The sequence below is a fragment of the Aliiroseovarius sp. M344 genome, assembly GCF_025140835.1.
Taxonomy (GTDB): domain Bacteria; phylum Pseudomonadota; class Alphaproteobacteria; order Rhodobacterales; family Rhodobacteraceae; genus Aliiroseovarius.
This window is the reverse complement of the sequence record NZ_CP081153.1, coordinates 2,340,072-2,362,151: the sequence shown is the minus strand read 5'-3', so window position 1 is coordinate 2,362,151 and position 22,080 is coordinate 2,340,072. Positions and strand designations below refer to the sequence as shown.

Below are 22,080 nucleotides of genomic sequence, written 5' to 3'. Positions count from 1 at the left end.
TCAGACATTCACCCAGCGGCTGGAGTTGTCAAAGGCGAAGTCATAGCCACCCAATGCCGCGGCGCCACCGGTATGCAGAAATACGACGCGCTGATCCTTGAACTCGCCCTTGCGCGCCAGATCGATCAGGCCAGCGGCACCCTTGGCCGAATAGCAGGGGTCCAGAAGGATGCCTTCCAATTCGGCAAACATGCGGATCGCCTCGATCCCGCTTTCGGTCGGCAGGCCATACCCTTCGCCAACATAATTGGTATTGGCCATCACATCCTCACGTTTGACCACACCGGGGCAGCCCAGTTTTTCCGCTGTCTTGCAGGCCAGATCAAACACCATTTGCTCTTGTTTGGGCTGCGGCGCGCGCGTGCCAATACCCAGCACGGGTACTAGAGAATTCATCGCGCACATACCGGTGACAAGCCCGGCTTGGGTGCCGGATGACCCGGTGGCATGCACCAGACGGTCGATCCTCAACCCTGCGTCATTCGCCTGCGACAACAGCTCGAAGGCAGCGTTCACATAACCAAGCGCGCCGGTCGCATTGGACCCGCCACCGGGGATGACATAGACATTGCGCCCGGCTGCACGAAATGTCTCGGCGGCTTTTTCCATCTCGGCCACCATATCGTGGCCACCGGGGAATTTCTCGGTCGTGGCGCCATGCAGATGATCAAGCAGCACATTGCCGTTGGTGTTGTAGTTGCCATCCTGATAGCCGGTGCGGTCTTCCAAAAGGATGTGACAGTCAAGGCCCAGCTTGGCGGCAAATGCCGCGGTCTGGCGGCCATGGTTGGTTTGGGTCGCCCCCTGCGTCATGACCATGTCAGCGCCCTGTGCCTCGGCTTCCGCCATCAGGAATTCAAGCTTGCGGGTCTTGTTTCCGCCCGTCGACATGCCAGTGCAATCGTCGCGCTTGATCCAGATCTCGCAACCCAGTTCCTTGGACAGCCGCTTCATCGGCTCAAGCGGCGTGGGCAGGTGGGCAAGGTGCAGGCGGGGAAAGCGGGCGAGATGCATGGGAGGACTCCTAATTTTGGCTTTCATCAATTTATCCACTAAAGAGGGCAGTTCCTAATGCAAAATTTGGCCAATAAGTTGCATTAATTGCAAGTTACAGCGGGTTACGCTATCGATGTTCCATGCGGCTTGAATGGATTGACGATATTTTGGCGGTGCTTGATGGCGGTTCGCTGGCGCGGGCGGCGGAACGACGGCTGCTGACTCAGTCGGCCTTTACGCGCCGGGTGCGAATTATCGAAGACAGCATCGGTGCGACGCTGTTTGACCGCCGCCGCAAACCTGTAACCCTTATGCCCGGTGTGCAGGCGCTTGAACCCGAGCTGCGTGATCTTAGCGCGCGATTGCACACGTTGCGCCACACAATGAAGACCGCCAGCGACCAGACCGCGAAATCACTGGGTTTTGTCTGTCAGCACGCGCTGACGACCACCGTGTCGCCGCAAGTGGTTCTGGCTTTGACCGCAAATGGTCAGACATCAACGCGGGTGCGTTCAGGCAATCAGGACGAATGCCTGATGCATCTGATCTCCAAGCAGGTCGATTTTGCGATTATGTATGCGCTTCCGGGTGATGAAACACCCGAGCCCGGCAATGCTTTCGAAACGGTCACGCTTGGGACGGACATGTTGATCCCGGTCGCGACGCCGAACGGCCGCACCAAGGCCGACGTGGCGTTTCTTCCGATGATAAGCTATCCACCTGAGGTCTTTCTGGGGCAGGTATTTGCCCGAATGATCAACCCGCGCTTGCCAAAAGGCACCACTGTGTCGGCAATCGCCGAAACCGCACTGACACTGGCGATGCTGCAACTGGTGCTAACGGGCATTGGTATCGCATGGTTGCCGCAATCCCTTGTTGGTGATCATATGTCCAATGGCTCGCTGGTGCGGATCGACGATGTCTTGCCTTCGCAACCGCTGATCATTCGTATGGTGCGCCTTTCTGAGGCCCAATCTGAGCATGCCGAGCAGGTATGGCAACATCTTGCAAAGCAACTGCAGCTTCGCACTGTCGGAGATTGCCCACCAGACGCGACGTAAGACCTCAACCAGTGGAATGAAATTCAGGGTGGTGGGTTCATCGGCACCGCAATTTGGTCAACAAGGGCCAGCTGTGACCGTCATCAGGGTATCGGGCAAAAAAGGTGATTTAAACGAGTATCGCGTATGGTTCATCTGGTTGGTCTGGCTGCGCGCATAACCTACCCAGCGACCTGTTCAAATGCTGTGGTCTGGTTTGTGGTGTTAGTCGCCCACGCCGCGGGCGGCTTCCGGGTATTCGTAAAGAAACCCACGCAGAACAGCGAACAGTTTACGCGCGTGGGGCGCGTTGTCGTCGTGCAATGCGGCGCGAATATCCTCGCAAATCATCTGATGAACTTTTTGGGGGCCGTGATGAACATGCATGAGGTAGTCCCCCATGACAGCGGCATCGAACTCATTCGAGTGTTCGTGTTCTGCAAGCGCGTCGATCTCCGCGCGCGTAAGCGCAGACATGTCTTCAATATCATCCAAAGTGATCATCTCATTCCCCCCAAACTAACCAGAAATTAGCAGCAAGGCGGCATCGAAGCATTGATTTGCCTCAATCACGCAAAACACCCGAAATGGCCCTATGGCCGTGACATGTGCCGACCCCGCTGCAAAGTTCATGCGCCGTTCTCACCAGCGCGCAACACATCAAATTCGGCGATGTCTGCGATTTACCGTTCTCAGACCGGATACTCCGATACAATGCGTTGAGACGATATACCTGTAGAGGAGAAAGACATGACGGAACTAAAGCGGCAGTTGGTATCAAACGGAAACCCGATGGAACAGATTGTCGGGTTCAGCCGCGCGGTGCGGGTTGGGCCATATATTTCGGTTGGCGGGACCGCCCCAGTCGACCGGGATGGGAAGACCGTCGGCATTGGCGATGTCCACGCACAGACAACGCAGTGTTTTGAGATCATCAAGGCGGCGCTGGAACAGGCTGGTTCCGGTTTGCAGGACATCGTCCGCACGAGAGTTATCCTGACCGACATCGAGAACTGGAAAGCAGCCATCGATGCGCGCAAACCATATTGCCTTGATGCGCGCCCTGTTGACACGATCATGGCTGTGACAAGATTTGTGAACCCAGAATGGCTGGTCGAAATCGAGGTCGACGCGGTCATCGCAGATCATGCTGGCCAGTGACGCGGCGGTCGGGCAAGGCGGTTGTCAGCCCGCGTTAATCGGCATTGAAAACAAACAAGGTCTCGCCGTTGATCCTATAGCCATTGATCAGTAACTTCGCGGTTTCGGACACCAGCCAGTCTTCCAGTTTCGCGGTCAGCGCTGCTTTAACATGCGGGTGCTTTTCCGAGTTTACCGGCAAAAAGGCATACTGGTTGAACAGCAACGGATCACCTGCGTAGATCAGCGCCAGTTCGCCCTTATTGGCAAAGTTCAGCCAGCTCGCTCGGTCTGACATGATATAGGCATCCAAGGCTGCAGCCGTGTTCAGAGCCGCCCCCATACCTGCGCCGACTTCATTGTACCATGCGCCAGAGGGGGCGAGGTCTGCGGCGGCCCACAGGCTTCGTTCTTTTTTGTGGGTACCGCTGTCATCACCGCGGCTGACAAAGGGTGCGGTGGCGGTTGCGATGCGCGTCAGGGCATCGGTGGCGCTTGTCGCCTCGGCCAGCTTGGCCTCATCCGCTTTGGGGCCAATGAAAACGAAGTCATTGTACATTATCTCGCGGCGATGGGTGCCTAAACCCTCTGCCAAGAATTCCTCCTCGGCTGAGCGTGAATGCACCAAGATTGCGTCTACGTCCCCCCCTGCACCTAGCTTGATTGCCTGACCGGTGCCGACAACCAAAAGCTGGACCTCGATGCCCGTGTCTTGTTTGATCTGCGGCAGCAAGATGTCAGCCAGACCCGAGTTGTGGAATGACGTCGTCACCGCAAGCTTCATGTCGTCGGCAAGTGCGGTGCCAGCAAGAGCCAAAGATGTTATGGCCCCCAGAATAAACCGGATCATTCGACAATATCCCCTTTAAGAAATGCCGCTGCCTGTGCGGTTGTTGGCCCTGCAAAGAATTGCTCTGCCGGGCTGTGTTCGTGGATTTTCCCGTTCAGCAGGAAAATGACTTCGGTCGCCAGACGCCGCGCTTGCCCCATATCGTGGGTCGACATGATCAACCGTGTTCCGGCTGTTGCCGTGCGCGTCAGTATGGCCTCTATTTCGCGGGTTGCGCGCCCGTCAAGCGATGCACATGGCTCGTCCAGAAACAGCAGATCTGGCTTGGTGATCAAGGCGCGGGCCAGCGCAAGTTTTTGCCGTTCACCGCCCGACAGAAACAGGGCAGGGCGGTCGAGCATCTCGCCCAGCCCAACCTCATCGGCAGCCTGTGCCGCGCGCGCGTTGGCGTCGGCGCGCGACATCCCGGTCTGGCGAAGCGGATAGACCAGATTTCCCAAAACCGAGCGGCGCATGATGATAGGGGATTGGAAGACAAAGGCTTGTCGGCGCCGGGCTTCGTCGTCGGGGCAGGCCCAGGTAATGGACCCGCTGCCCAACCGCGCAATCCCGTGCAGCATCCGCAGCAACGAGGTCTTGCCCGCGCCATTTGGCCCGATCACAATTGTGACGCCGTGACCCTTGAGCGTCAGATCGGTAGGGGCGAGCAACACTTTGCCCGCACGGCGCACCGACGCATCGTTGATGACCACAGGGAACAGCTTGCTCACCATCGTCCCCCCTGTTCTGTGCGGCTGATGACGTGGATGGCCAGGTTCACGGCAATTGCCATGAAGATCAGAACGAACCCAAGACCAAGGGCCAGGGCGAAGTCGCCTTTTCCGGTTTCCAGCGCGATCGCCGTGGTCAAAACGCGGGTGTGGTGGTCGATGTTTCCGCCCACCACCATGATCGCGCCGACTTCGCCGATGGCACGCCCGAACCCCGCCAGCGCGGCCGTCAGCAATGCGCGCCGGCCGTCCCACAGAAGGGCTTGAATGCGCTGCCGCTGTGTCGTGTTCATCGAGATCAGCAGGTCATGATAATCTGACCAGAGCTCACGCAGCGCCTGGTGTGCGATCGACGCGATCAGCGGCGTGATGATGATAACCTGTGCAATGATCATTGCCGTGGGCGTAAACAACAATCCGAACACCCCAAGCGGCCCGGAGCGGCTGAAAAGCACGTAGACGATCAAGCCAACCACGACCGGTGGCAGACCCATCAGGGCATTCAGAACGGCGATTGTGACCCGACGGGCACGGAAACGGCGCACGGCCAGAAATGCGCCCAACGGCAGCGCAATCGCACAGGCGATCACCAGCGCGGTCAACGTAACGCGCAGTGATCTTAGCGTAATTTCAACAAGATCGGCATCAAGCGTCACCAAAAGCCAGAACGCTTGGGTCATGCCAGACCAGATATCAATCATGCCTTCCCCTTGAGTATTGACCGAACCGGTCAGCTTCGACGCCCAGTCAGCAGCAGATCAACCACACTAAGGGTGACAAAAAAACCGTATTTTGGGCTGGAAACGTCATTGTGGCCATTTTTCGAGCCTTTTCGGCCTATAGCCGCGCGACAAACGTTTTGTTTGGCCCAGTGTGCGCGCTTCGGGTTGACAGTGCTTCCCTTAATTAGTTAACATGTGAACCAAATTACAGACGCAGGCTTATGATTGGTAAGTTGGTTAAGAGGGGGCGACATGGCCGCACTAGACGAGAATCTCAAGAAGCGCGACGGGTATCTTTCGCGATTTCGCCAAGGTGGGATCCAGAACCGAATCGGCGGTGTTGACCGTGCGGGCGCGGGCGGGACGTTCACTACGCAGTCCCCGGTCGACAAAAGCCTGATCTGCGACGTGGCGCATGGCACGGCTGCGGATATCGATGCGGCCGCACAGGCAGCCCATGCGGCCTTTGCCGATTGGCGCGATATGGCCGCCGCCGAGCGGCGCAAGATCCTGATCAATGTGGCCGAAGCGATCGAGGCGCGGGCCGAAGAAATCGCCTTGTGCGAATGCTGGGACACCGGCCAGACCATTCGGTTCATGTCCAAAGCGGCTTTGCGCGGGGCAGAGAATTTTCGCTATTTTGCCGATCAGATCGTGCAGTCCCGCGATGGGCAGCACCTGAAATCGCCAACGTTGATGAATGTCACCACCCGCGTGCCGATTGGCCCGGTTGGAGTGATCACGCCATGGAACACGCCCTTCATGCTGTCGACCTGGAAGATCGCGCCTGCGCTGGCGGCGGGCTGCACTGTCGTGCACAAACCGGCCGAGGCCTCGCCATTATCCGCGCGCCTGCTGGTCGAGATCGCCGAAGAGGCAGGGCTTCCCGCCGGCGTTCTGAACACCGTGAACGGATTTGGCGAAGACGCGGGCAAAGCGCTGTGTGAACACCCCTTGATCCGGGCCATTGCCTTTGTCGGTGAAAGCCGCACCGGGTCGCTGATCACCAAACAAGGCGCCGATACGCTGAAACGCAATCACCTAGAACTGGGCGGAAAAAACCCGGTGATTGTCTTTGATGACGCCGATCTGGAACGGGCGCTGGATGCGGTGATCTTCATGATTTATTCGATCAACGGCGAACGCTGCACGTCGTCCTCGCGCCTGTTCGTGCAGGATACCATACGCGAAGAGTTCGAAGCCCGTCTGACCCAACGCGTGAACAACATCAAAGTGGGCCACCCGCTGGATCCCGTCACCGAGATCGGCCCGCTGGTGACCGAGGATCATTTCAACAAGGTCACGTCCTATTTTGACATCGCGCGACAAGATGGCGCCACGGTTGCAGCAGGCGGCGAGACCGTGCGCAAAGACGGCTACTTCGTGCGCCCCACACTGTTTACCAACGCCACCAACGACATGCGCATCGCGCGCGAAGAGATTTTCGGACCGGTCCTGACCTCTATCCCGTTTTCGACCGAGGAAGAAGCGCTCGCCATGGCCAACGACACGGAATATGGCCTGACCGGTTATGTCTGGACCAATGACCTGACGCGCGCGCTGCGCTTCACCGACAAGCTGGAAGCGGGCATGATTTGGGTGAACTCGGAAAATGTCCGCCACCTGCCGACGCCGTTTGGTGGTGTCAAAGCCTCGGGCATCGGGCGCGATGGCGGTGACTGGTCGTTCGAATTCTACATGGAGCAAAAGCATATCGGCTTTGCTACTGGTGATCACAAGATCATGCGACTGGGTGCCTGATACCAGCCCGCGACCGACCATGTTAACGTGCCGCCGCGTACCCCGCCGATACGGAGGAGACCCAAATGGGACAAATCGTTCAAGCCGCAAAGATCACTCATGTGCCCAGCATCTGGATGTCGCACACGATGGAGAAATACAAAGGCATCCGGCAGCCCGCTATTGATGGCTATGCGAAGCTGCGACAGGACGCGATTGATCGTGGTGTGGATACGTTCGTCATCTTCGATACCCACTGGATCACCAACCAAGGGTTCCACCTGAATGCAAAACCGCACCATAAGGGCCGGTTCATCAGCCACGAGCTGCCTCATATGCTGGCAGATATGGAATTTGACTATCAGGGCGACAGCGAGCTGGCAGCGTCAATCTTGTCGGTTCTGGAAGAACGGGGCGAGCGGGCCATGGGGCATGCGCAGCCTGATCTGGGGATGGAATACGGCACGCTATTGCCCATGCACTTCATCAACGAAGGCGTGAACGCGCGCGTGTTGCCTGTGGCCGTGAACCAGTTTTCATCCATCGAAGAAAACCGTCGTTGGGGCGCGGCTATTGCCGAAGGTATCCGCCGGTCGGACAGAAAAGTTGCGATCTTCGCCTCCGGGTCTCTGAGCCACGATTTCACCCCGAACGAACGCTCGGTCGATGGGCTGAACTCGGTCAACGGTGAATTCAACCGCCAGATGGACATGCGCGTGTTGGAGCTGTGGGCAGGCGGTCGGTGGGGTGAATTCCTCGATCTGTTGCCGGACTATGCCGTCAAATGCACCGGGGAATGCGCGATGAATGACACCGCCCTTCTGTTCGGAGCGCTGGGCTGGAAGGATTATGACGGCGAGATTGACATTTACACCCCGTATTTCGGCAGCTCCGGCACCGGACAAGCCAATATCAGTTTCTCAGTCTGACAGGATCAAAAATGCGTATTGCCAGTTTCACCGCCGATGGCGTCTCGTACTATGGCGCTATCACTGATGCGGGCGCTGTGGCCCTGTCCCAAGGTTTCCCGCAGTGGCCGACCCTTTACGATGTGATTGCTGCGGGCGGGCTGGATGACCTAATCGTCGCCGCCACGGGCAAAACCGTTACGCACACCGATTTCACCTTTGACATGGTGATGCCCAACGCGCCGCGCATCCTGTGCGTTGGGGTGAACTTTCCCGACCGCAATGCGGAATACAAAGATGGCAGCGCGCAGCCCAAATACATGTCGCTGTTCCCGCGTTTTGCCAGTGGCTTTACCGGGCATGATCGCCCGCTGATCCGCCCACCGGAAAACCACACGCTGGATTATGAAGGCGAGGTGGCGATTGTGATCGGCAAAGCGGGCCGGCGGATCACGGCAGAGGCCGCCTATGATCACATCGCCGCTCTGACCTTGTGCAACGAGGGCACAATCCGCGATTGGGTGCGTCATGCGAAATTCAACGTCACACAGGGCAAGAACTGGGACCGCTCTGGCTCGATTGGGCCGTGGCTTGTCCCATTCACTGATGCCGCCCAGTTGGATGACGCGCGCATTCAGACCCATGTGAACGGAGAGCTTCGCCAAGACGACACGCTGGACCGCATGATGTTCCCGATCCGCGAGGAGATCGCCTATATCTCGACCTTCATGACGCTTCAGCCCGGCGATATTATCGTCACCGGCACGCCCACCGGGGCCGGGGCCCGGTTCGATCCGCCGCGCTATCTGAAGCCCGGCGACGTGGTCGAAGTCTCGGTCGAGGGCATCGGCACCCTGCGCAACACGGTCGAGGACGAGGTGGTATGACCCCCGACGAACACGCCGCTGCAGCCGCTGAACTGCTGGCCGCTGAACGCACCGGTCGGCAAATTGGTCTGCTGACCCTGCGCCACCCTGAGATGGGGATGGACGATGCCTATGCCGTGCAGAATGCCATCTATCAACAGAAACTGGCCGAGGGCCGGGATGTGATCGGCTGGAAGATCGGCCTTACCTCAAAAGCGATGCAATACGCGTTGAACATCGACATCCCGGACAGCGGCATCCTGTTTGATGACATGCTGTTTGAGACCGGAGGAACCGTGCCTGCCCGTCGGTTCATCCAGCCGCGCATCGAAGCGGAGATCGCCTTCGTCATGAAGTCTCCGCTGGGCGGGGCAGAGGCCACACGCGACGATGTGATTGCGGCCACCGACTATGTCGCGCCGTCGCTCGAGATCCTCGACACCCGCATTCAACGTGTGGACGCGGCGACCGGCAAAGCCCGCACCGTCTTTGATACGATCAGCGATAATGCGGCCAATGCCGGTGTGGTGTTGGGGGCTGAACGACATGCAGTCGATGCCTTTGATTTGCGTTGGGTGGGCGCGCTGACCTTTCGCAATGGCGAGATCGAGGAAACCGGGCTTGGGGCAGGGGTGCTCAACGATCCCATTGATAGCGTGGTCTGGCTGGCCCGTCGCATGGCACAATATGGGCAGAGCATTGAACCGCGGCAGATCATATTGTCCGGCAGTTTCATCCGCCCGGTCGAGTGCCCACCCGGCACGGACATCCACGCGGATTTTGGTGCTTTTGGCGCAGTAGATATCCACTTCGACGCCTAGCCTTCGCGCCCTCACGCCGCATTTGCGCGCGGTGTTGGCGCTTCTGGTAGCGCAAAGCAACATCTGGCAAGATAGGTCGGGCGGATGCTACCGGAGAAACACCCGTGAAATTGCGCTTTGATCATGGGCCTGATGAGATGCCCTGCCAATTCGACTCGCCGCAGCGGCTGATCGTGGCGCAGGGACCGCGCGATGTTGCGCGTGCGTTGGCGGACCTGGATGACGCCCGCGCGCAAGGGGCGTGGGTTGCGGGTTTCGCAAGTTACGAGTTGGGTTACGCGCTGGAGCCGCGATTGACCCCTTTGATGCCGAGCTGCCGCCGATTGCCACTATTACAGTTCGGAGTTTATGACGGGCCAAGCAGGGCACAAGCTGTTGCGGCCGGACCTGCGCGGCTGGTCGATCTGCAACCCGGTTGGTCGGACGCGCGGTATCTGCAGGCGTTTAAGTGCGTGCATGATTATGTGTGCGCGGGCGACACTTATCAGGTGAACTTGACCTTTCCGATATGCGGCACGGCGTCGGGTCAACCGCAAGCGATCTATGCGGCTTTGGCAGATGCACAAATCGTAGGCCACGGCGTCTTGCTTGAAGCCGACGGCTTGCCCACCATCCTGTCCCGCTCGCCTGAGCTGTTCTTTCGCACCACCACCACAGGTCAGATAGAGACACGCCCGATGAAAGGCACCCAACCGCGCAGCGCCGACGCGGTCGAGGATGCCCACCGGGTGCATTTCCTGCGCAATGACGAAAAAAATCTGGCTGAAAACTTGATGATCGTCGACCTTCTGCGCAACGACATCTCGCGCATTTGTCAGGCGGGTAGTGTCTGTGTACCAGAGTTGTTCACCGTAGAAACCTATGAAACCGTACATCAAATGGTCTCGCTTGTGAGGGGTCAGATGCGGCAGGGCACGGGTCTGAGTGACATTTTTCGCGCTTTGTTTCCCTGCGGCTCAATCACCGGGGCGCCAAAGCTGCGCGCGATGGAAATCATTGCGGAACTCGAGGATAGCCCCCGCGAGATTTACTGCGGCACCATCGGTTGGGCGGCCCCGGATGGCCGATCCGACTTCAATGTGGCGATCCGCACTTTGATGGTCGAGGATGGCGCGGTCACACTGAACGTGGGCGGCGGCTTGGTCTATGACAGCACCGCCGCGTCAGAATACGAGGAAGCTTTATGGAAAGCGCGTTTCGCGACGCAATTGATGACGAAATCCGACTGATCGAGACGTTCCTTTGGACGCCCGAAGACGGGGTAATCCGCCGGGGTCGTCACGTAGCGCGGCTGGCGCGGTCAGCTGCGCGGCTCGGCTTCGCTTGGTCCGATCCAACACTGCTGCTGGACGGGTTTTCGGCTGAATGTGCAACGCGGATGCGGCTCACGATGGATCGCCATGGGCGGCTTGATCTGACCTCTGCCCCATATCAACCACTGCCCCGTGACACAGTCTGGTCCGTGCGGGTGTCGCCAGAGAAACTCAGCTCAACCGACCCATGGCTTTCGATAAAATCCACTCGCAGAGCGCTTTATGACAAGACGCGCGCCGCGCTTCCCAAGGGCATCGACGAAGTTCTTTTCCTGAATGAACGCAACGAGCTGTGCGAAGGCACGATCACCAACATCTTTGCCGATTTCGGGCAGGGTCTGGTTACGCCTCCGCTCACCACGGGTCTGTTGCCGGGCGTGCTGAGAGAGGAGATGCTGGATCAGGGCGATGTGGTCGAGCAGACCATCCCAGCCGACCGCCTTGTTAGAGCACGGGCGATCTTTGTCGGGAATTCATTGCGAGGGCTGGTGCGGGCGCGATTGGCGTAACACCTGCGTCGCAGTTTAGGTCTGTCAGAAGGGAAAGTGGTGGGCGACCCTGGAATCGAACCAGGCGTGCGTCTCCGCGAGGGAGTTACAGTCCCCTGCCACACCTTGCGGCCTGTCGCCCACTACGTCCCGCGCGCGTTGCGCCGAACGTGGGGCTGAGTAGCCCGCCCGCGCCAAAGGGTCAATACGAAAAATCGACCAGATGCCCTTGTCTCGCCGCTGCAATCGACGCATTGTCCGGGCCTTGCGAAATGAAGGGCAAACGGCATGACGAAAAAGCCAAAATGGGTGGTCAAAAAGGAAATGTCGCGGCGCGATGCGGCGGCGGAAACAGTTTGGCTGTTTGGGCTGCATGCTGTGCGCGATGCCTTGATGAACCCGGACCGGGAACGGCTGCGCCTGATCGTCACGAAAAACGCAGCCGACAAGCTGGCCGAAGCCATTGAATTTTCGGGTATGGAGCCCGAGATGGCGGACGCGCGAAAATTTCCAGCGCCCCTTGATCCCAATTCGGTACATCAGGGTGCGGCACTGGAGGTCAAACCGCTGGCATGGGGCAATTTTGCCGAGCGCGTGATGGGCGGCGAGGGCGGCTTGCCGATCGTGGTACTGCTGGACCGTGTCACAGACCCACACAATGTGGGCGCGATCCTGCGCTCTGCCGAAGTGTTCGGCGCAAGTGCTGTCATCGGCACCGCCCGCGGGTCAGCGCCGGAAACCGGCGCGCTGGCCAAAACCGCGTCGGGCGCATTGGAGCGTCAGCCTTATCTGCGCATTCGCAACCTGGCCGATACGATGATCGAGCTGCGCGAAATGGGGTTTGTCATACTGGGACTGGATGGCGAGGCGGTTGAGACGCTGGAGACCGCGCTGGATGCGCGACCGGAACGTCCCGTGGCGCTTGTTCTGGGCGCAGAAGGACCGGGCTTGCGCGAAAAGACGAAGGAAACCTGCGATCAACTGGTCAAAATACCGTTTGCACGTGGGTTTGGATCACTGAATGTTTCAAACGCTGCCGCAGTGGCGCTTTATCGCACACGCGCGTCCCGGTGATCACTTCCACTTGAGCGGGGGTGCTTTTTTCTTCAAACAATGGTCAGATAGGGTGTGGAGGGGTGCCACGTGACCACGAAAAGAATTTCACGACGATTGATAATGTCGGGGCTGCTTGCTGCGCCGGTTGTTGCCATTTTCGGCACGTCCCGCGCGCGGGCCGCAGCGTCGGCCGTATATATTGAGGAGGGCGTGGCCTGGGACGGCCATGATCCCGTCGCCTATTTCACGACCGACGGACCTGTGCCGGGCCGCCAAGACTTTGCCTATGATCACAATGGCGTCACGGTCCTGTTTGCCAACGAGGAACATCGCGCGATGTTTGCCGACGATCCGATGCGGTATTCACCGCAATACGGTGGCTATTGCGCCTATGCGATGAGCAAAGGGCAAATTGCCCCAACAGTGCCAAAGGCGTGGACGATCCATGAGGGCAAACTCTACCTGAACTTCAGCTTGCAGGCGCGCAAACTGTGGCTGGCGGAAATTCCCGGCCATATTGCCAAAGCAGACACGTTCTGGCCCGGAGTACTCAGCAGCTAGCGCGGCGGTGGTTTTCACGCCCAGTTCACATCTGCTTTACAACACCTTCCCAACTGCGAATTTGCCCATATCTGAGATACGAGAGCGGGCTGTGGAACGCCCGGCTTCTCATATCACTGTCCCTCGTTCCACCAACTTGCGCCCGGCCTTTTGGTTTCGGGCGCATTTTTCTGTTCGGGGATTGGAATGGGCCAAGTGTGGGCTTATCTGTCGCGCATGACACAAAATGATACTGACAACCGTCTGAAAGCCATTCTGACCTCGACGCGCGTGATTGGGCTTGTTGGGCTGTCCAATAATCCTGCACGCGCCAGCCATGCGGTGGCCGGATTTCTGTCGCGCAAGGGATATCGGGTGATCGGTGTAAACCCGGGGCTAGCAGGCAAAGAGATGTTTGGCGAGACTGTCGTCGCAACAGTTCGTGATCTGCCGCCCGAGACAGACATGATTGACCTGTTTCGCCGATCTGATGGCGTCGAACCCATTGTCGACGCCGCGCTGGAGGCCCTGCCGGACCTGAAAACGGTGTGGATGCAACTGGGCGTCGAGAACGCCGCGGCGCGCGCCAAGGCAGAGGCCAAAGGGATCAACGTGATCGAAAACCGTTGTCCGAAGATCGAGTATCCGCGTTTGTTCGGGGACGCAGCGCTGAGCGAATTGGTGGGCTAAAGCGTTTCGAATTAAACCTGAGACAGGGTTCATTCGAAACGCCGCTCAACATTTCATCGTATCGCGCATTTCGCCAAAAACCGGTGTCGCAGGTTTTTCTCGAAACGATTTAGGGCTCACGTTGTGAGCCTGAGGGGCGCTGCCCCTCGCGGCGCTGCCGCTCACCCCGGGATACTTTGGCCAGAAGAAGGGGTGTCAGTCGGTGCGGGCGGCCTTTTCCGCGATGCCGGAGGTACCTTCACGGCGTTCCAGTTCAGTAAGTACGTCGGTCAGTGGAATATCAAGGGCGGCGAGCATGACCAGCAAGTGGTAGAGCACGTCGGCGGCCTCGGCGGTAAGATTGTGCCGGTCGTTTTTGACAGCGGCGATGATCGCTTCGACGGCCTCTTCACCGAACTTCTCGGCGCATTTTTCTGGCCCTTTGGACAGGAGTTTGGCGGTCCATGACGTATCGGGATCTGCGCCTTTGCGCGCTTCGATGGTGGTGGCGAGTTGGTCGAGAATGCTCATGTAAGCCTCATTGGAATGCCTGCGGCGGCCATATGTTCTTTGGCTTCGCGAATTGTGTAGTCGCCGAAGTGAAAGATTGAAGCCGCCAGCACAGCGGAAGCGCCGCCTTTGGTCACGCCTTCCACGAGGTGATCCAGATTGCCCACGCCACCCGATGCGATCACCGGCACATGTACGGCGTCCGAGATGGCGCGGGTCAGCGGTAGGTTGAAGCCGGCGCGGGTGCCGTCGCGATCCATCGAGGTCAACAGGATTTCTCCTGCACCCTTGGCTTCCATCAATTTGGCGAATTCGACTGCGTCGATCGGATCACCATTTTCGTCTACGGCGGCTTTGCGGCCCCCATGTGTGAAGATGCCCCATTTGCCGGGCGCAACGGTCTTGGCGTCGATCGCCACCACGATGCACTGACTGCCAAAGCGGTCCGCAGATCGCGCGATCACGTCCGGGTCGGCCACGGCGGCAGAATTGAAGCTGACCTTGTCCGCACCCGCGAGCAGCAGGTCGCGCACATCTTCGGGGCTGCGCACGCCGCCGCCAATGGTCAGCGGCATGAAGCACTGTTCGGCTGTGCGGGTGGCGAGGTCAAACATGGTGCCGCGATTTTCATGCGTGGCTTTGATATCGAGAAAGCACAATTCATCTGCCCCGGCGGCGTCATAGGCGCGCGCCTGTTCCACCGGGTCGCCGGCGTCGATCAGATCGACGAAATTGACGCCCTTCACGGTGCGGCCCTCGGCCACATCGAGGCAGGGAATGATACGAGTCTTCAGCATTTTCTGCGCGGTCCTTGGCTGATCACAGTTTGTTTTATTGGCTCAACCCCGAACTGGCCAGAGCATTGTCGCATTCGTACCTGAATTAAAGGAATTGCCCCATGATGAAGTTCACTCTTGCGACGCTTGTATCGATGGTTGCTCTGCCTGCGATGGCAGAGATCATGAAAGTCCCTTCTTCTGGCACTGTCGCGAAAACGATGGACGCTTTGGAGGCGGCCGTCGGAAACGCTGGCGCAACCGTTTTCGCCCGTGTCGATCACGCAGGTGGCGCGGCGTCAGTGGATATGGAGTTAGGTGCCTCACAGCTTCTGGTCTTTGGAAACCCCAAGCTTGGTACACCCGCAATGCAGGCGGCACCCCTAGCTGGTCTCATGCTGCCGCTTCGGGTGCTGGTCTATGAGGACAGCGATGGCGCGGTGTGGCTCGCCTTTGAAGCGCCCGCTGACATGTTGGGGGATCTCGGCATTTCGGGTGACGCGCCCTATGTCGGTATGATGACTGGGGCTTTGGAAAAGCTGACTGCCGCCGCTGCGGGGGGTTAAAGCGCCGCCAGCGCCTTCTTCAGATCAATAGCGCCATCATATAGCGCGCGGCCCGAGATGGCACCATTCAAGGCTACACCGCAGTCGCGCAGGGCAATCAGGTCGTCCATGGAGCTGACTCCACCGCTGGCGATCACCGGGATCGAGACTGCGCGGGCCAGATCGGCAGTGGCCTCCACATTGGGCCCCTGCATCGCGCCGTCTCGGTTGATATCCGTATAGATAATCGCGGCGACGCCGGCGTCCTCGAACGATTTGGCAAGATCGGTGACCATCACGCCGGTTTCCTCGGCCCAGCCTTTGGTGGCGACACGGCCATTGCGCGCATCAATGCCCACAGCAACCTTGCCGGGGAAGGCCCGCGCGGCTTCGCGGACCAGATCGGGGTTTTCTACGGCCACTGTGCCGAGGATGACGCGCGACAGGCCCTTTTCGATCCAGCCTTCGATGGTCGCCATGTCGCGGATGCCGCCGCCCAGCTGGGCGGGGACGTCGATGGCGGAAAGGATGGCTTCGACCGCGGCCCCGTTCACAGGCTCGCCGGCAAAAGCGCCGTTTAGGTCAACCAAATGGATCCATTCGCAACCCGCATCCTGAAATGCCCGCGCCTGAGCGGCAGGGTCGTCATTGAACACCGTGGCTGCTTCCATCTCGCCCCGCAAAAGACGCACGCATTGGCCATCTTTCAGGTCGATGGCAGGGTAAAGGATCATGGCGGCCTCCGGGACTTTAGTATGGCATTCCGGATGCTTTTTGCATGGACCGGGGGGAATGCCAAGCCGCTCCTCCCGTCACGTCACACTTGCCTTAAGCGAATTCTCAGGGTCAGGATAACTCCAAATTCAGGGAGGATTGAATGAAACGTATGGTAATGGCGCTTGCGCTGAGTTTTGGTATGGCAGCCCCGGCTTTTGCGGATGCTGTGGAAGGGGTCTGGAAAACACAAGTGGACGACGGGGCCTATGCCCATGTCACGATGTCGAAATGTGGACCTGCAATCTGTGGCGTGATTTCGAAAGCCTTCAACGCCGATGGGCCGATCAAATCGGATAATATTGGCAAAAAGCTGGTGTGGGATATGCAGGCCGAAGGCGGCGGCAAGTATAAGAACGGAAAAATCTGGCAGCCCTCAACCGGTAAGGTCTTCAAGTCAAAAATGACCCTCTCGGGCAGCACTTTGAAAGTCGAAGGCTGCGTTGCGGTGTTCTGCAAGAAACAAACCTGGTCGCGCGTGCAGTAAGCGTATCAGCGATGATCGAAAGGGCGCCGGTTTGGCGCCCTTTTTTTATGGCGCCCAGTTGAGGAAGTTGGCGATCATCCGAAGCCCCGCCGCCTGGCTTTTTTCCGGGTGGAACTGCATGCCGATCAGGTTGTCACGGCCAACGATCGCGGTGATGTCTCCGGCATAGTCGCAATGGGCCAGCCGGTCTTCGGCAGCATCGACCACGAAATGATAGGAATGCACGAAATAGGCGTGATCACCGGTTTTGACGCCGTCCAAAACTGGGTGTCGTGTATCGATGACCAGATCGTTCCAGCCCATATGCGGCACCTTCAGTGCCGGGTCGGAGGGCGCGATCTTGCGCACATGACCATGGATCCAGTCAAACCCATCGGTGTCCTGATATTCGTGGCTCATTGTGGCCAGCATCTGCATGCCGACGCAGATGCCCATGAAAGGGCGCGCTTGTTGGATCACGGCTTCTTCCAGCGCTTCATAAATACCGCGATGATCCGATAGCTGCTGGCGACAGGCCGGAAAAGCGCCGTCGCCGGGCAGCACGATCCGGTCAGCGCGCGCCACATCCTCGGGTTTTGTGGTGACGATCACCGCGCCCGCATCCGTCTCGGCCGCCATGCGCTGGAACGCTTTTTCGGCCGAGTGCAGGTTGCCGCTGTCATAGTCGATGATCACGGTCAGCATGTCAGTCTCCGGGTGCGATGGGCGTTATAATGCGCCCTTGGTCGAAGGGATGGCGTCCGCTTTGCGCGGATCAGTTTCTACAGCCAAACGCAGCGCGCGGGCGACAGCCTTGAAGCCTGCCTCGGCCACGTGGTGGGCGTTGAAGCCGTGCAACTGGTCAACATGCAAGGTGATGCCGCCATGGGTCGCTAGCGCCTGAAAGAACTCGCGCACAAGCTCTGTGTCAAACGTGCCGATCTTAGGGGCGGCGAAGTCCATGTTCCACACCAGATACGAGCGCCCCGATAGGTCCAGCGCGGCCCGCACTTGGGCGTCATCCATTGGCAGGTGACATTCGCCATAGCGTCGGATGCCCTTCTTGTCGCCAAGAGCTTCGGTCAGGGCTTGCCCCAGCGCGATACCAGTGTCTTCGACGGTGTGGTGGTCGTCGATGTGTAAATCGCCCTTGGCCCGCACGGTCATGTCGATCAGCGAGTGGCGCGACAGCTGATCCAGCATGTGGTCAAAAAAACCAACGCCAGTTTGATTGTCATATGTGCCGGTACCGTCGAGATTGATCTCGACCGAAATCTCGGTTTCCGCTGTCTTGCGGGTGATCTTTGCGCGCCGCATCGGGTCGTCCTTCTTCTGTCTGCGCCCCTTATAGGGGGGCAGGGCGGCGCGGGAAAGACAGCAAATGCCGTCCCAGTCCGGGGTGTGACAATCACGCGGCCTGTGACAGCATGAACTCTCGCGGGCAGAGCGAGATCATATGGCTCAGATCATCGCGGCCCATATAGGTCATGAACCCTTTCAGCGGCGTAGTGCTGCCCTTGGGGTACCAAGCCAACGCGCCCGGATCGGTGTGCATGTAGCCTTCCCGTTCTGCCAGCCCGCGAAAGGCATAGCGTTCGGGCATGAAGCCGAAAATGTGATCGGGCGACCACCGCAGCACGCACGTGGCCAACGCAAATCGGGCTAGCAAACCCGGCAATCCGGTGCCGCGATAACGGTCATCGCCCTTCACCCACAATTCGCCGTGATAGCAGGCTCTGCCGCTGATGCGTTTGGCCCCCGGACCGGGTTGGTAGTGGCTGCGCTCCAAATCCAGATCAAGACCAGTTGGCGGGAAGTCGACAAAGCGTTGACCCAGATAATCAGACAACGCCAAACCACCGAGATTAAAAAGACGCATTGCCTGTGTGTGAACCAGTTCGCCACTTTCGTTCCAGCCAACAATCCAGAAGCCACTGTCTTCGTTCATGTCATGGAGTTTTGGATCAAACGGCAGACCCAGCGGCTGATGCGTGCGGTGTGAGTTGATATAGCTTTCGTAAAGGTCAAAATCCGACCCCATCTCGATCACCATGCCGTGCTCACTGGCCATATCGAGGATCGCGGTCACGAATTGTGCGCCTGTAAATGTGTCGTGAATGGTCATCTGGAACTCCCATGGATGCTTTGTTCTTGGGAATCTTAACCTATACGGGAATCTTTTCTCTAAACGATTCGCGAAGATCGGCGATATTCGGGAAATATGGCAAAAATATGTGCATTCAGCGTCACAATTCGCGCTATTTTGTGGCGTTTTTTCGCCGTAGGGCTCGTTAGCCGCCAGTGTCGTCAGTGGGCGGCACGACATTCATGGTGAACTGCGCTTCCATTGCATCACGATTCTCATCGCTCAGGTTTGCGATCTGAACATTGCGGGTCCGGTCGATCAATGTGGCAAGGGCGAACTCACCATCAGCAAAGCGGCAAGCCATTGCCAGCCTTTGATAGCTGATCGCTTTCAAATCCTCGCCGTCGCCCTGAGCAATACGCGTGTGGATATGGTCGATCCGAATGCTGCGGGTTTTGGCCACGTCGTGGAAGGGTTTGGCCAGCAGGTTGGCGAAGCCCGGACCACCGGGCAAGTTGGCGATGCCTTTGCCAACCGAGGATCGATATTTTTCCCACCCAAACCATGTGGCATAGGAGGATTTCTCGCCCACTTCGGTGCATATCCAGTCGCCATTGTCTTCATTGAAGCGAAAAACCATCAGGTACGGCCGCAGCGGCGCCAACGCGGCGCTCTCAAGCTCGCCTTCTGACCTGGCCCAGGCGTGGAACCCGAACTGGATCAGTGGTGATCCCATGTCCCAAATGGCGGTCAGCGGATGCTGTTGAAGGTAATACGGCACTGGGCCGACTTGCAGCCCCAGATAAAACAACTCGTTTACATGTTTGCTTTCGTCGTTCAGCCAGGCTTCGCCACGCGCGATCAATTCCTCTGCCTCACGCAACGAATTTTTACCAGCTTCGGTCAGACCATACTGACGATTATCAAACGAAAATAATGGGCTGCCTTTGTACTCCTCCAGCAATGCAATGTGCCTGCGGACGGTCTGTCGGGTGCTTTCAAGTTCGCGCACAGATTCGGAAAGGTTCAATGTGCGCGCCAAGGACGCAAAGGAACGCAGCATCTCAAACAAAAGCGCCGGGCTGTTCCGATTGCTCATTTTTGCACCTTACTCGGGTTCACCAAACTGTTTCCGCAATGGAATTCGACATAACCGGTTCAGCCTATCCGAGAAAAAATCGTTTTTAAATAGATATTTGCGGATTTGGGTGCAGAAATCACCCATCATGGGTAAAAATTTAGTCCTTGACTGTGCACCGCTCACCACTTGGGTCAGGCAGTCAAACCTGACATTCTCCTTAAACGGGAAGCAATTAAATGGTGAGAAAATGGTCCATCCAGTCGATGTCCATGTGGGTAAAAAAATCAGAGAAGTCCGTCTGCTGCGCGGTCTGACTCAAGTAAAAGTAGCGGAGCAACTGGGGCTTTCGTTCCAGCAGCTTCAAAAATACGAAACGGGATATAATCGTGTATCCGCCAGCAAAATGTTCGAGATTGCGCAGCTTCTGAACGTTCAGCCGGGTTATTTCTTCGAGGGGCTGGCAGATGCTGGCACGTCCGAAGATGAAGCCATGGATGAACGCACTGCAAAAGCTGCACAGGCTTTGTCTTCGATTTCGGACGTTAAAGTGCGCAACCAGATCCAATCAATGATCCACGAATTGGCCAATCGCCAATCGTTGAGCGCCTAAGAACAAGCACAACCTTTCTGAGGGGAAGGGACGTGGTGGGAAAGGGGACGTGCGTTGCGCGTCCCTTTTTTTTGGCAAGCCAGCCAAGAACATGGCACAACCCGTCAAAGCGGTTTGTAAACAAACGCATTTTTCAAGAAGTCCCATTGGAGCGGGCGAGGCGATTCGAACGCCCGACCCTAACCTTGGCAAGGTTATGCTCTACCCCTGAGCTACGCCCGCATCCTGATGGGTTTGTTCAGCCAGTGGCCGAACCGGGGAACCGAATGGAGCGGGCGAGGCGATTCGAACGCCCGACCCTAACCTTGGCAAGGTTATGCTCTACCCCTGAGCTACGCCCGCATCCTTCGGTGAGCCGTGAGATATGAAATCCCACGCAAGGCTGCAAGGGGAAAATCACGAACGCGGCAGTTTTTTACCAAGACCTATAACGCCACGAAGAGCAGGTCGGCGGTTATGGCGGGCGCTGACCACTGCTGTGCCAACTCTGGTTCGCGTGTTAAGGTGACCCCCTAATTATCCCATGATGCACATCTGGACCTGACAATGCCCTATCTCGATATCAATGGTGTAAAGCTGCACTACACGGATCAAGGCCGCGGCCCGGAAACCATCGTGTTCTCGCACGGGCTTCTGTTTAGCGATGAGATGTTCGAGGCACAGGTGGCATCACTTTCAGATCGATACCGCTGCATAACATTTGATCATCGCGGCCAAGGCGGCAGTCAGGTCGCAGCGGACGGCTACGACATGGAGACCCTGACCGACGACGCGATCCAACTTATCGAACAGCTGAAGGTCGGGCCGTGCCACTTTGTTGGTCTGTCAATGGGAGGGTTCGTTGGGATGCGGCTTGGCCTTCGAAAATCGAAGCTTCTGAAGACGTTGACTTTGATCGAGACGACCGCAGACCCAGAGCCGAAAGAGAACCATGTTCGCTATAAGCTGCTAAACTTTTTTGCCCGTTGGTTTGGGTTGAAAGCGGTGGTCGGGAAGGTGATGCCCATCATGTTTGGTCACACGTTCCTGAACGACGATGGCAGACGAGCCGAGCAAAAGAGGTGGCGCAACGCGATTGCTGCGGGTGATCGCATTGGTGTCACGCGCGCCGTGAATGGCGTCATTTACCGCGATGGGATCTATGATCAACTGCCACAATTATCCGTTCCTACTCTGATCCTGAGCGGAGAAGAGGATGTCGCGACAACCCCCGATAAATCACAGCGCATGCATGATGCGATTGAGGGTTCAAAACTGGTTTCCATTCCAAAGGCGGGACATTCTGCGACAATCGAAGCACCGGACGTGGTCACGCAGGCGATCGCCGACTTCCTGCAGGTTCATGTGACATAAAAAATGGCCGCCCAAAAAAG

27 protein-coding genes and 3 tRNA genes are annotated in these 22,080 nt (G+C 58.0%); 15 read left to right on the top strand and 15 right to left on the bottom strand.

From position 1 onward, the window contains the following. The gene (locus K3556_RS11540) at nucleotides 1–1,014 is read right to left on the bottom strand and encodes a D-cysteine desulfhydrase (protein ID WP_260516930.1); all 1,014 of its coding nucleotides are present in this window, start codon (nucleotides 1,012–1,014) and stop codon (nucleotides 1–3) included. Between the two features lie 122 nt (nucleotides 1,015–1,136). Between K3556_RS11540 and K3556_RS11535 the strand changes: the two genes are divergently transcribed. Further along, the gene (locus K3556_RS11535; protein WP_260516929.1) at nucleotides 1,137–2,057 is read left to right on the top strand and encodes a LysR family transcriptional regulator; all 921 of its coding nucleotides are present in this window, start codon (nucleotides 1,137–1,139) and stop codon (nucleotides 2,055–2,057) included. Nucleotides 2,058–2,261: 204 nt separating this feature from the next. Here K3556_RS11535 and K3556_RS11530 read toward each other — a convergent pair whose 3' ends face one another. Then, on the bottom strand, nucleotides 2,262–2,540 hold the full coding sequence (locus K3556_RS11530; RefSeq protein WP_260516928.1) for a hypothetical protein: 279 nt from the start codon (nucleotides 2,538–2,540) through the stop codon (nucleotides 2,262–2,264). A 246-nt stretch (nucleotides 2,541–2,786) separates the two neighbouring features. Here K3556_RS11530 and K3556_RS11525 point away from each other — a divergent pair, with 246 nt between their 5' ends. Next, nucleotides 2,787–3,197, top strand: a complete 411-nt coding sequence (locus K3556_RS11525; protein ID WP_260516927.1) for a RidA family protein — start codon at nucleotides 2,787–2,789, stop codon at nucleotides 3,195–3,197. A gap of 34 nt (nucleotides 3,198–3,231) precedes the next feature. On the opposite strand, the gene K3556_RS11520 is transcribed toward K3556_RS11525, so the two are convergent. From K3556_RS11520 to K3556_RS11510, 3 genes are read right to left on the bottom strand one after another with little or no spacing between them, the layout of a single operon-like run. Next, nucleotides 3,232–4,026 (bottom strand): substrate-binding domain-containing protein, encoded by a 795-nt coding sequence (locus K3556_RS11520; protein ID WP_260516926.1) that lies wholly within the window; start codon nucleotides 4,024–4,026, stop codon nucleotides 3,232–3,234. Then, a complete protein-coding gene (locus tag K3556_RS11515; RefSeq protein WP_260516925.1) occupies nucleotides 4,023–4,739 on the bottom strand; it encodes an ATP-binding cassette domain-containing protein in 717 nt (238 codons plus the stop codon). The genes K3556_RS11520 and K3556_RS11515 overlap by 4 nt, the downstream gene beginning before the upstream one ends. Beyond that, complete coding sequence (locus tag K3556_RS11510; RefSeq protein WP_260516924.1) at nucleotides 4,733–5,437, bottom strand: ABC transporter permease; 705 nt, start codon at nucleotides 5,435–5,437, stop codon at nucleotides 4,733–4,735. The genes K3556_RS11515 and K3556_RS11510 overlap by 7 nt, the downstream gene beginning before the upstream one ends. 273 nt (nucleotides 5,438–5,710) lie before the next feature. Here K3556_RS11510 and hpaE point away from each other — a divergent pair, with 273 nt between their 5' ends. The 6 genes from hpaE (at nucleotide 5,711) to K3556_RS11480 (ending at nucleotide 11,615) form a co-directional block, all read left to right on the top strand. Further along, on the top strand, nucleotides 5,711–7,219 hold the full coding sequence (gene hpaE / locus K3556_RS11505; protein WP_260516923.1) for a 5-carboxymethyl-2-hydroxymuconate semialdehyde dehydrogenase: 1,509 nt from the start codon (nucleotides 5,711–5,713) through the stop codon (nucleotides 7,217–7,219). Between the two features lie 65 nt (nucleotides 7,220–7,284). Further along, the gene (gene hpaD / locus K3556_RS11500; protein WP_260516922.1) at nucleotides 7,285–8,127 is read left to right on the top strand and encodes a 3,4-dihydroxyphenylacetate 2,3-dioxygenase; all 843 of its coding nucleotides are present in this window, start codon (nucleotides 7,285–7,287) and stop codon (nucleotides 8,125–8,127) included. An 11-nt stretch (nucleotides 8,128–8,138) separates the two neighbouring features. Beyond that, nucleotides 8,139–8,993: a fumarylacetoacetate hydrolase family protein gene (locus K3556_RS11495; protein WP_260516921.1), complete on the top strand. Its 855-nt coding sequence runs from the start codon at nucleotides 8,139–8,141 to the stop codon at nucleotides 8,991–8,993. After that, nucleotides 8,990–9,793, top strand: a complete 804-nt coding sequence (gene hpaH, locus K3556_RS11490) for a 2-oxo-hept-4-ene-1,7-dioate hydratase (RefSeq protein WP_260516920.1) — start codon at nucleotides 8,990–8,992, stop codon at nucleotides 9,791–9,793. Before K3556_RS11495 ends, hpaH begins: the two co-directional genes overlap by 4 nt. Nucleotides 9,794–9,897: 104 nt before the next feature. Beyond that, nucleotides 9,898–11,022 carry an aminodeoxychorismate synthase component I gene (locus K3556_RS11485; RefSeq protein WP_260516919.1) on the top strand — a complete coding sequence of 375 codons (1,125 nt, stop codon included), beginning with the start codon at nucleotides 9,898–9,900 and terminating at the stop codon, nucleotides 11,020–11,022. After that, nucleotides 10,977–11,615 (top strand): aminotransferase class IV family protein, encoded by a 639-nt coding sequence (locus tag K3556_RS11480; protein WP_260516918.1) that lies wholly within the window; start codon nucleotides 10,977–10,979, stop codon nucleotides 11,613–11,615. The genes K3556_RS11485 and K3556_RS11480 overlap by 46 nt, the downstream gene beginning before the upstream one ends. Before the next feature lie 37 nt (nucleotides 11,616–11,652). Here K3556_RS11480 and K3556_RS11475 read toward each other — a convergent pair. Further along, nucleotides 11,653–11,736: transfer RNA gene (locus K3556_RS11475), tRNA-Tyr, on the bottom strand. A gap of 146 nt (nucleotides 11,737–11,882) precedes the next feature. Here K3556_RS11475 and rlmB point away from each other — a divergent pair. The 3 genes from rlmB (at nucleotide 11,883) to K3556_RS11460 (ending at nucleotide 13,880) form a co-directional block, all read left to right on the top strand. Beyond that, on the top strand, nucleotides 11,883–12,668 hold the full coding sequence (gene rlmB / locus K3556_RS11470; RefSeq protein WP_260516917.1) for a 23S rRNA (guanosine(2251)-2'-O)-methyltransferase RlmB: 786 nt from the start codon (nucleotides 11,883–11,885) through the stop codon (nucleotides 12,666–12,668). A 102-nt stretch (nucleotides 12,669–12,770) separates the two neighbouring features. After that, nucleotides 12,771–13,211: a YHS domain-containing (seleno)protein gene (locus tag K3556_RS11465; RefSeq protein WP_260516916.1), complete on the top strand. Its 441-nt coding sequence runs from the start codon at nucleotides 12,771–12,773 to the stop codon at nucleotides 13,209–13,211. 216 nt (nucleotides 13,212–13,427) lie between these two features. After that, entirely contained in the window at nucleotides 13,428–13,880 is a 453-nt protein-coding gene (locus K3556_RS11460; RefSeq protein WP_260516915.1) for a CoA-binding protein, read from the top strand. 195 nt (nucleotides 13,881–14,075) lie between these two features. Here the strand turns inward: K3556_RS11460 and K3556_RS11455 are convergent, their stop codons facing one another. Together K3556_RS11455 and hisF are read right to left on the bottom strand one after the other, a co-directional pair. Then, a complete protein-coding gene (locus K3556_RS11455; RefSeq protein ID WP_260516914.1) occupies nucleotides 14,076–14,390 on the bottom strand; it encodes a phosphoribosyl-ATP diphosphatase in 315 nt (104 codons plus the stop codon). Continuing rightward, a complete protein-coding gene (hisF, locus tag K3556_RS11450) occupies nucleotides 14,387–15,166 on the bottom strand; it encodes an imidazole glycerol phosphate synthase subunit HisF (protein WP_260516913.1) in 780 nt (259 codons plus the stop codon). Before hisF ends, K3556_RS11455 begins: the two co-directional genes overlap by 4 nt. Before the next feature lie 101 nt (nucleotides 15,167–15,267). Here hisF and K3556_RS11445 point away from each other — a divergent pair, with 101 nt between their 5' ends. Beyond that, a complete protein-coding gene (locus K3556_RS11445; protein ID WP_260516912.1) occupies nucleotides 15,268–15,711 on the top strand; it encodes a DUF302 domain-containing protein in 444 nt (147 codons plus the stop codon). Here the strand turns inward: K3556_RS11445 and hisA are convergent. Beyond that, on the bottom strand, nucleotides 15,708–16,424 hold the full coding sequence (gene hisA, locus K3556_RS11440; protein ID WP_260516911.1) for a 1-(5-phosphoribosyl)-5-[(5-phosphoribosylamino)methylideneamino]imidazole-4-carboxamide isomerase: 717 nt from the start codon (nucleotides 16,422–16,424) through the stop codon (nucleotides 15,708–15,710). The two genes, K3556_RS11445 and hisA, sit on opposite strands and share 4 nt — an antisense overlap. Nucleotides 16,425–16,567: 143 nt before the next feature. On the opposite strand from hisA, the gene K3556_RS11435 reads away from it, so the two are divergent. Then, entirely contained in the window at nucleotides 16,568–16,951 is a 384-nt protein-coding gene (locus K3556_RS11435) for a DUF2147 domain-containing protein (protein ID WP_260516910.1), read from the top strand. A 45-nt stretch (nucleotides 16,952–16,996) separates the two neighbouring features. Here the strand turns inward: K3556_RS11435 and hisH are convergent, their stop codons facing one another. From hisH to K3556_RS11415, 4 genes are all read right to left on the bottom strand, one after another. After that, nucleotides 16,997–17,635: an imidazole glycerol phosphate synthase subunit HisH gene (hisH, locus tag K3556_RS11430; RefSeq protein WP_260516909.1), complete on the bottom strand. Its 639-nt coding sequence runs from the start codon at nucleotides 17,633–17,635 to the stop codon at nucleotides 16,997–16,999. A 24-nt stretch (nucleotides 17,636–17,659) separates the two neighbouring features. Further along, the gene (gene hisB / locus K3556_RS11425) at nucleotides 17,660–18,247 is read right to left on the bottom strand and encodes an imidazoleglycerol-phosphate dehydratase HisB (protein ID WP_260516908.1); all 588 of its coding nucleotides are present in this window, start codon (nucleotides 18,245–18,247) and stop codon (nucleotides 17,660–17,662) included. Nucleotides 18,248–18,338: 91 nt separating this feature from the next. Further along, on the bottom strand, nucleotides 18,339–19,055 hold the full coding sequence (locus K3556_RS11420) for a hypothetical protein (RefSeq protein ID WP_260516907.1): 717 nt from the start codon (nucleotides 19,053–19,055) through the stop codon (nucleotides 18,339–18,341). A 166-nt stretch (nucleotides 19,056–19,221) separates the two neighbouring features. After that, entirely contained in the window at nucleotides 19,222–20,115 is an 894-nt protein-coding gene (locus K3556_RS11415; protein ID WP_260516906.1) for a LysR family transcriptional regulator, read from the bottom strand. A gap of 127 nt (nucleotides 20,116–20,242) precedes the next feature. Here K3556_RS11415 and K3556_RS11410 point away from each other — a divergent pair, with 127 nt between their 5' ends. After that, on the top strand, nucleotides 20,243–20,707 hold the full coding sequence (locus K3556_RS11410; RefSeq protein WP_260516905.1) for a helix-turn-helix domain-containing protein: 465 nt from the start codon (nucleotides 20,243–20,245) through the stop codon (nucleotides 20,705–20,707). Nucleotides 20,708–20,854: 147 nt separating this feature from the next. Here the strand turns inward: K3556_RS11410 and K3556_RS11405 are convergent. Next, a tRNA-Gly gene (locus tag K3556_RS11405) sits at nucleotides 20,855–20,929 on the bottom strand. 45 nt (nucleotides 20,930–20,974) lie between these two features. Further along, nucleotides 20,975–21,049: transfer RNA gene (locus K3556_RS11400), tRNA-Gly, on the bottom strand. A gap of 204 nt (nucleotides 21,050–21,253) precedes the next feature. Between K3556_RS11400 and K3556_RS11395 the strand changes: the two genes are divergently transcribed. Further along, complete coding sequence (locus K3556_RS11395; protein ID WP_260516904.1) at nucleotides 21,254–22,060, top strand: alpha/beta fold hydrolase; 807 nt, start codon at nucleotides 21,254–21,256, stop codon at nucleotides 22,058–22,060. Nucleotides 22,061–22,080 lie beyond the last annotated feature (20 nt).

Bases quoted from the DNA above. Each gene is read 5' to 3' on its own strand.
- K3556_RS11540 (WP_260516930.1), bottom strand. From the start codon at position 1,014: ATGCATCTCGCCCGCTTTCCCCGCCTGCACCTTGCCCACCTGCCCACG.
- K3556_RS11535 (WP_260516929.1), top strand. From the start codon at position 1,137: ATGCGGCTTGAATGGATTGACGATATTTTGGCGGTGCTTGATGGCGGT.
- K3556_RS11530 (WP_260516928.1), bottom strand. From the start codon at position 2,540: ATGATCACTTTGGATGATATTGAAGACATGTCTGCGCTTACGCGCGCG.
- K3556_RS11525 (WP_260516927.1), top strand. From the start codon at position 2,787: ATGACGGAACTAAAGCGGCAGTTGGTATCAAACGGAAACCCGATGGAA.
- K3556_RS11520 (WP_260516926.1), bottom strand. From the start codon at position 4,026: ATGATCCGGTTTATTCTGGGGGCCATAACATCTTTGGCTCTTGCTGGC.
- K3556_RS11515 (WP_260516925.1), bottom strand. From the start codon at position 4,739: ATGGTGAGCAAGCTGTTCCCTGTGGTCATCAACGATGCGTCGGTGCGC.
- K3556_RS11510 (WP_260516924.1), bottom strand. From the start codon at position 5,437: ATGATTGATATCTGGTCTGGCATGACCCAAGCGTTCTGGCTTTTGGTG.
- hpaE (WP_260516923.1), top strand. From the start codon at position 5,711: ATGGCCGCACTAGACGAGAATCTCAAGAAGCGCGACGGGTATCTTTCG.
- hpaD (WP_260516922.1), top strand. From the start codon at position 7,285: ATGGGACAAATCGTTCAAGCCGCAAAGATCACTCATGTGCCCAGCATC.
- K3556_RS11495 (WP_260516921.1), top strand. From the start codon at position 8,139: ATGCGTATTGCCAGTTTCACCGCCGATGGCGTCTCGTACTATGGCGCT.
- hpaH (WP_260516920.1), top strand. From the start codon at position 8,990: ATGACCCCCGACGAACACGCCGCTGCAGCCGCTGAACTGCTGGCCGCT.
- K3556_RS11480 (WP_260516918.1), top strand. From the start codon at position 10,977: ATGGAAAGCGCGTTTCGCGACGCAATTGATGACGAAATCCGACTGATC.
- rlmB (WP_260516917.1), top strand. From the start codon at position 11,883: ATGACGAAAAAGCCAAAATGGGTGGTCAAAAAGGAAATGTCGCGGCGC.
- K3556_RS11465 (WP_260516916.1), top strand. From the start codon at position 12,771: ATGTCGGGGCTGCTTGCTGCGCCGGTTGTTGCCATTTTCGGCACGTCC.
- K3556_RS11460 (WP_260516915.1), top strand. From the start codon at position 13,428: ATGACACAAAATGATACTGACAACCGTCTGAAAGCCATTCTGACCTCG.
- K3556_RS11455 (WP_260516914.1), bottom strand. From the start codon at position 14,390: ATGAGCATTCTCGACCAACTCGCCACCACCATCGAAGCGCGCAAAGGC.
- hisF (WP_260516913.1), bottom strand. From the start codon at position 15,166: ATGCTGAAGACTCGTATCATTCCCTGCCTCGATGTGGCCGAGGGCCGC.
- K3556_RS11445 (WP_260516912.1), top strand. From the start codon at position 15,268: ATGATGAAGTTCACTCTTGCGACGCTTGTATCGATGGTTGCTCTGCCT.
- hisA (WP_260516911.1), bottom strand. From the start codon at position 16,424: ATGATCCTTTACCCTGCCATCGACCTGAAAGATGGCCAATGCGTGCGT.
- K3556_RS11435 (WP_260516910.1), top strand. From the start codon at position 16,568: ATGAAACGTATGGTAATGGCGCTTGCGCTGAGTTTTGGTATGGCAGCC.
- hisH (WP_260516909.1), bottom strand. From the start codon at position 17,635: ATGCTGACCGTGATCATCGACTATGACAGCGGCAACCTGCACTCGGCC.
- hisB (WP_260516908.1), bottom strand. From the start codon at position 18,247: ATGCGGCGCGCAAAGATCACCCGCAAGACAGCGGAAACCGAGATTTCG.
- K3556_RS11420 (WP_260516907.1), bottom strand. From the start codon at position 19,055: ATGACCATTCACGACACATTTACAGGCGCACAATTCGTGACCGCGATC.
- K3556_RS11415 (WP_260516906.1), bottom strand. From the start codon at position 20,115: ATGAGCAATCGGAACAGCCCGGCGCTTTTGTTTGAGATGCTGCGTTCC.
- K3556_RS11410 (WP_260516905.1), top strand. From the start codon at position 20,243: ATGGGTAAAAATTTAGTCCTTGACTGTGCACCGCTCACCACTTGGGTC.
- K3556_RS11395 (WP_260516904.1), top strand. From the start codon at position 21,254: ATGCCCTATCTCGATATCAATGGTGTAAAGCTGCACTACACGGATCAA.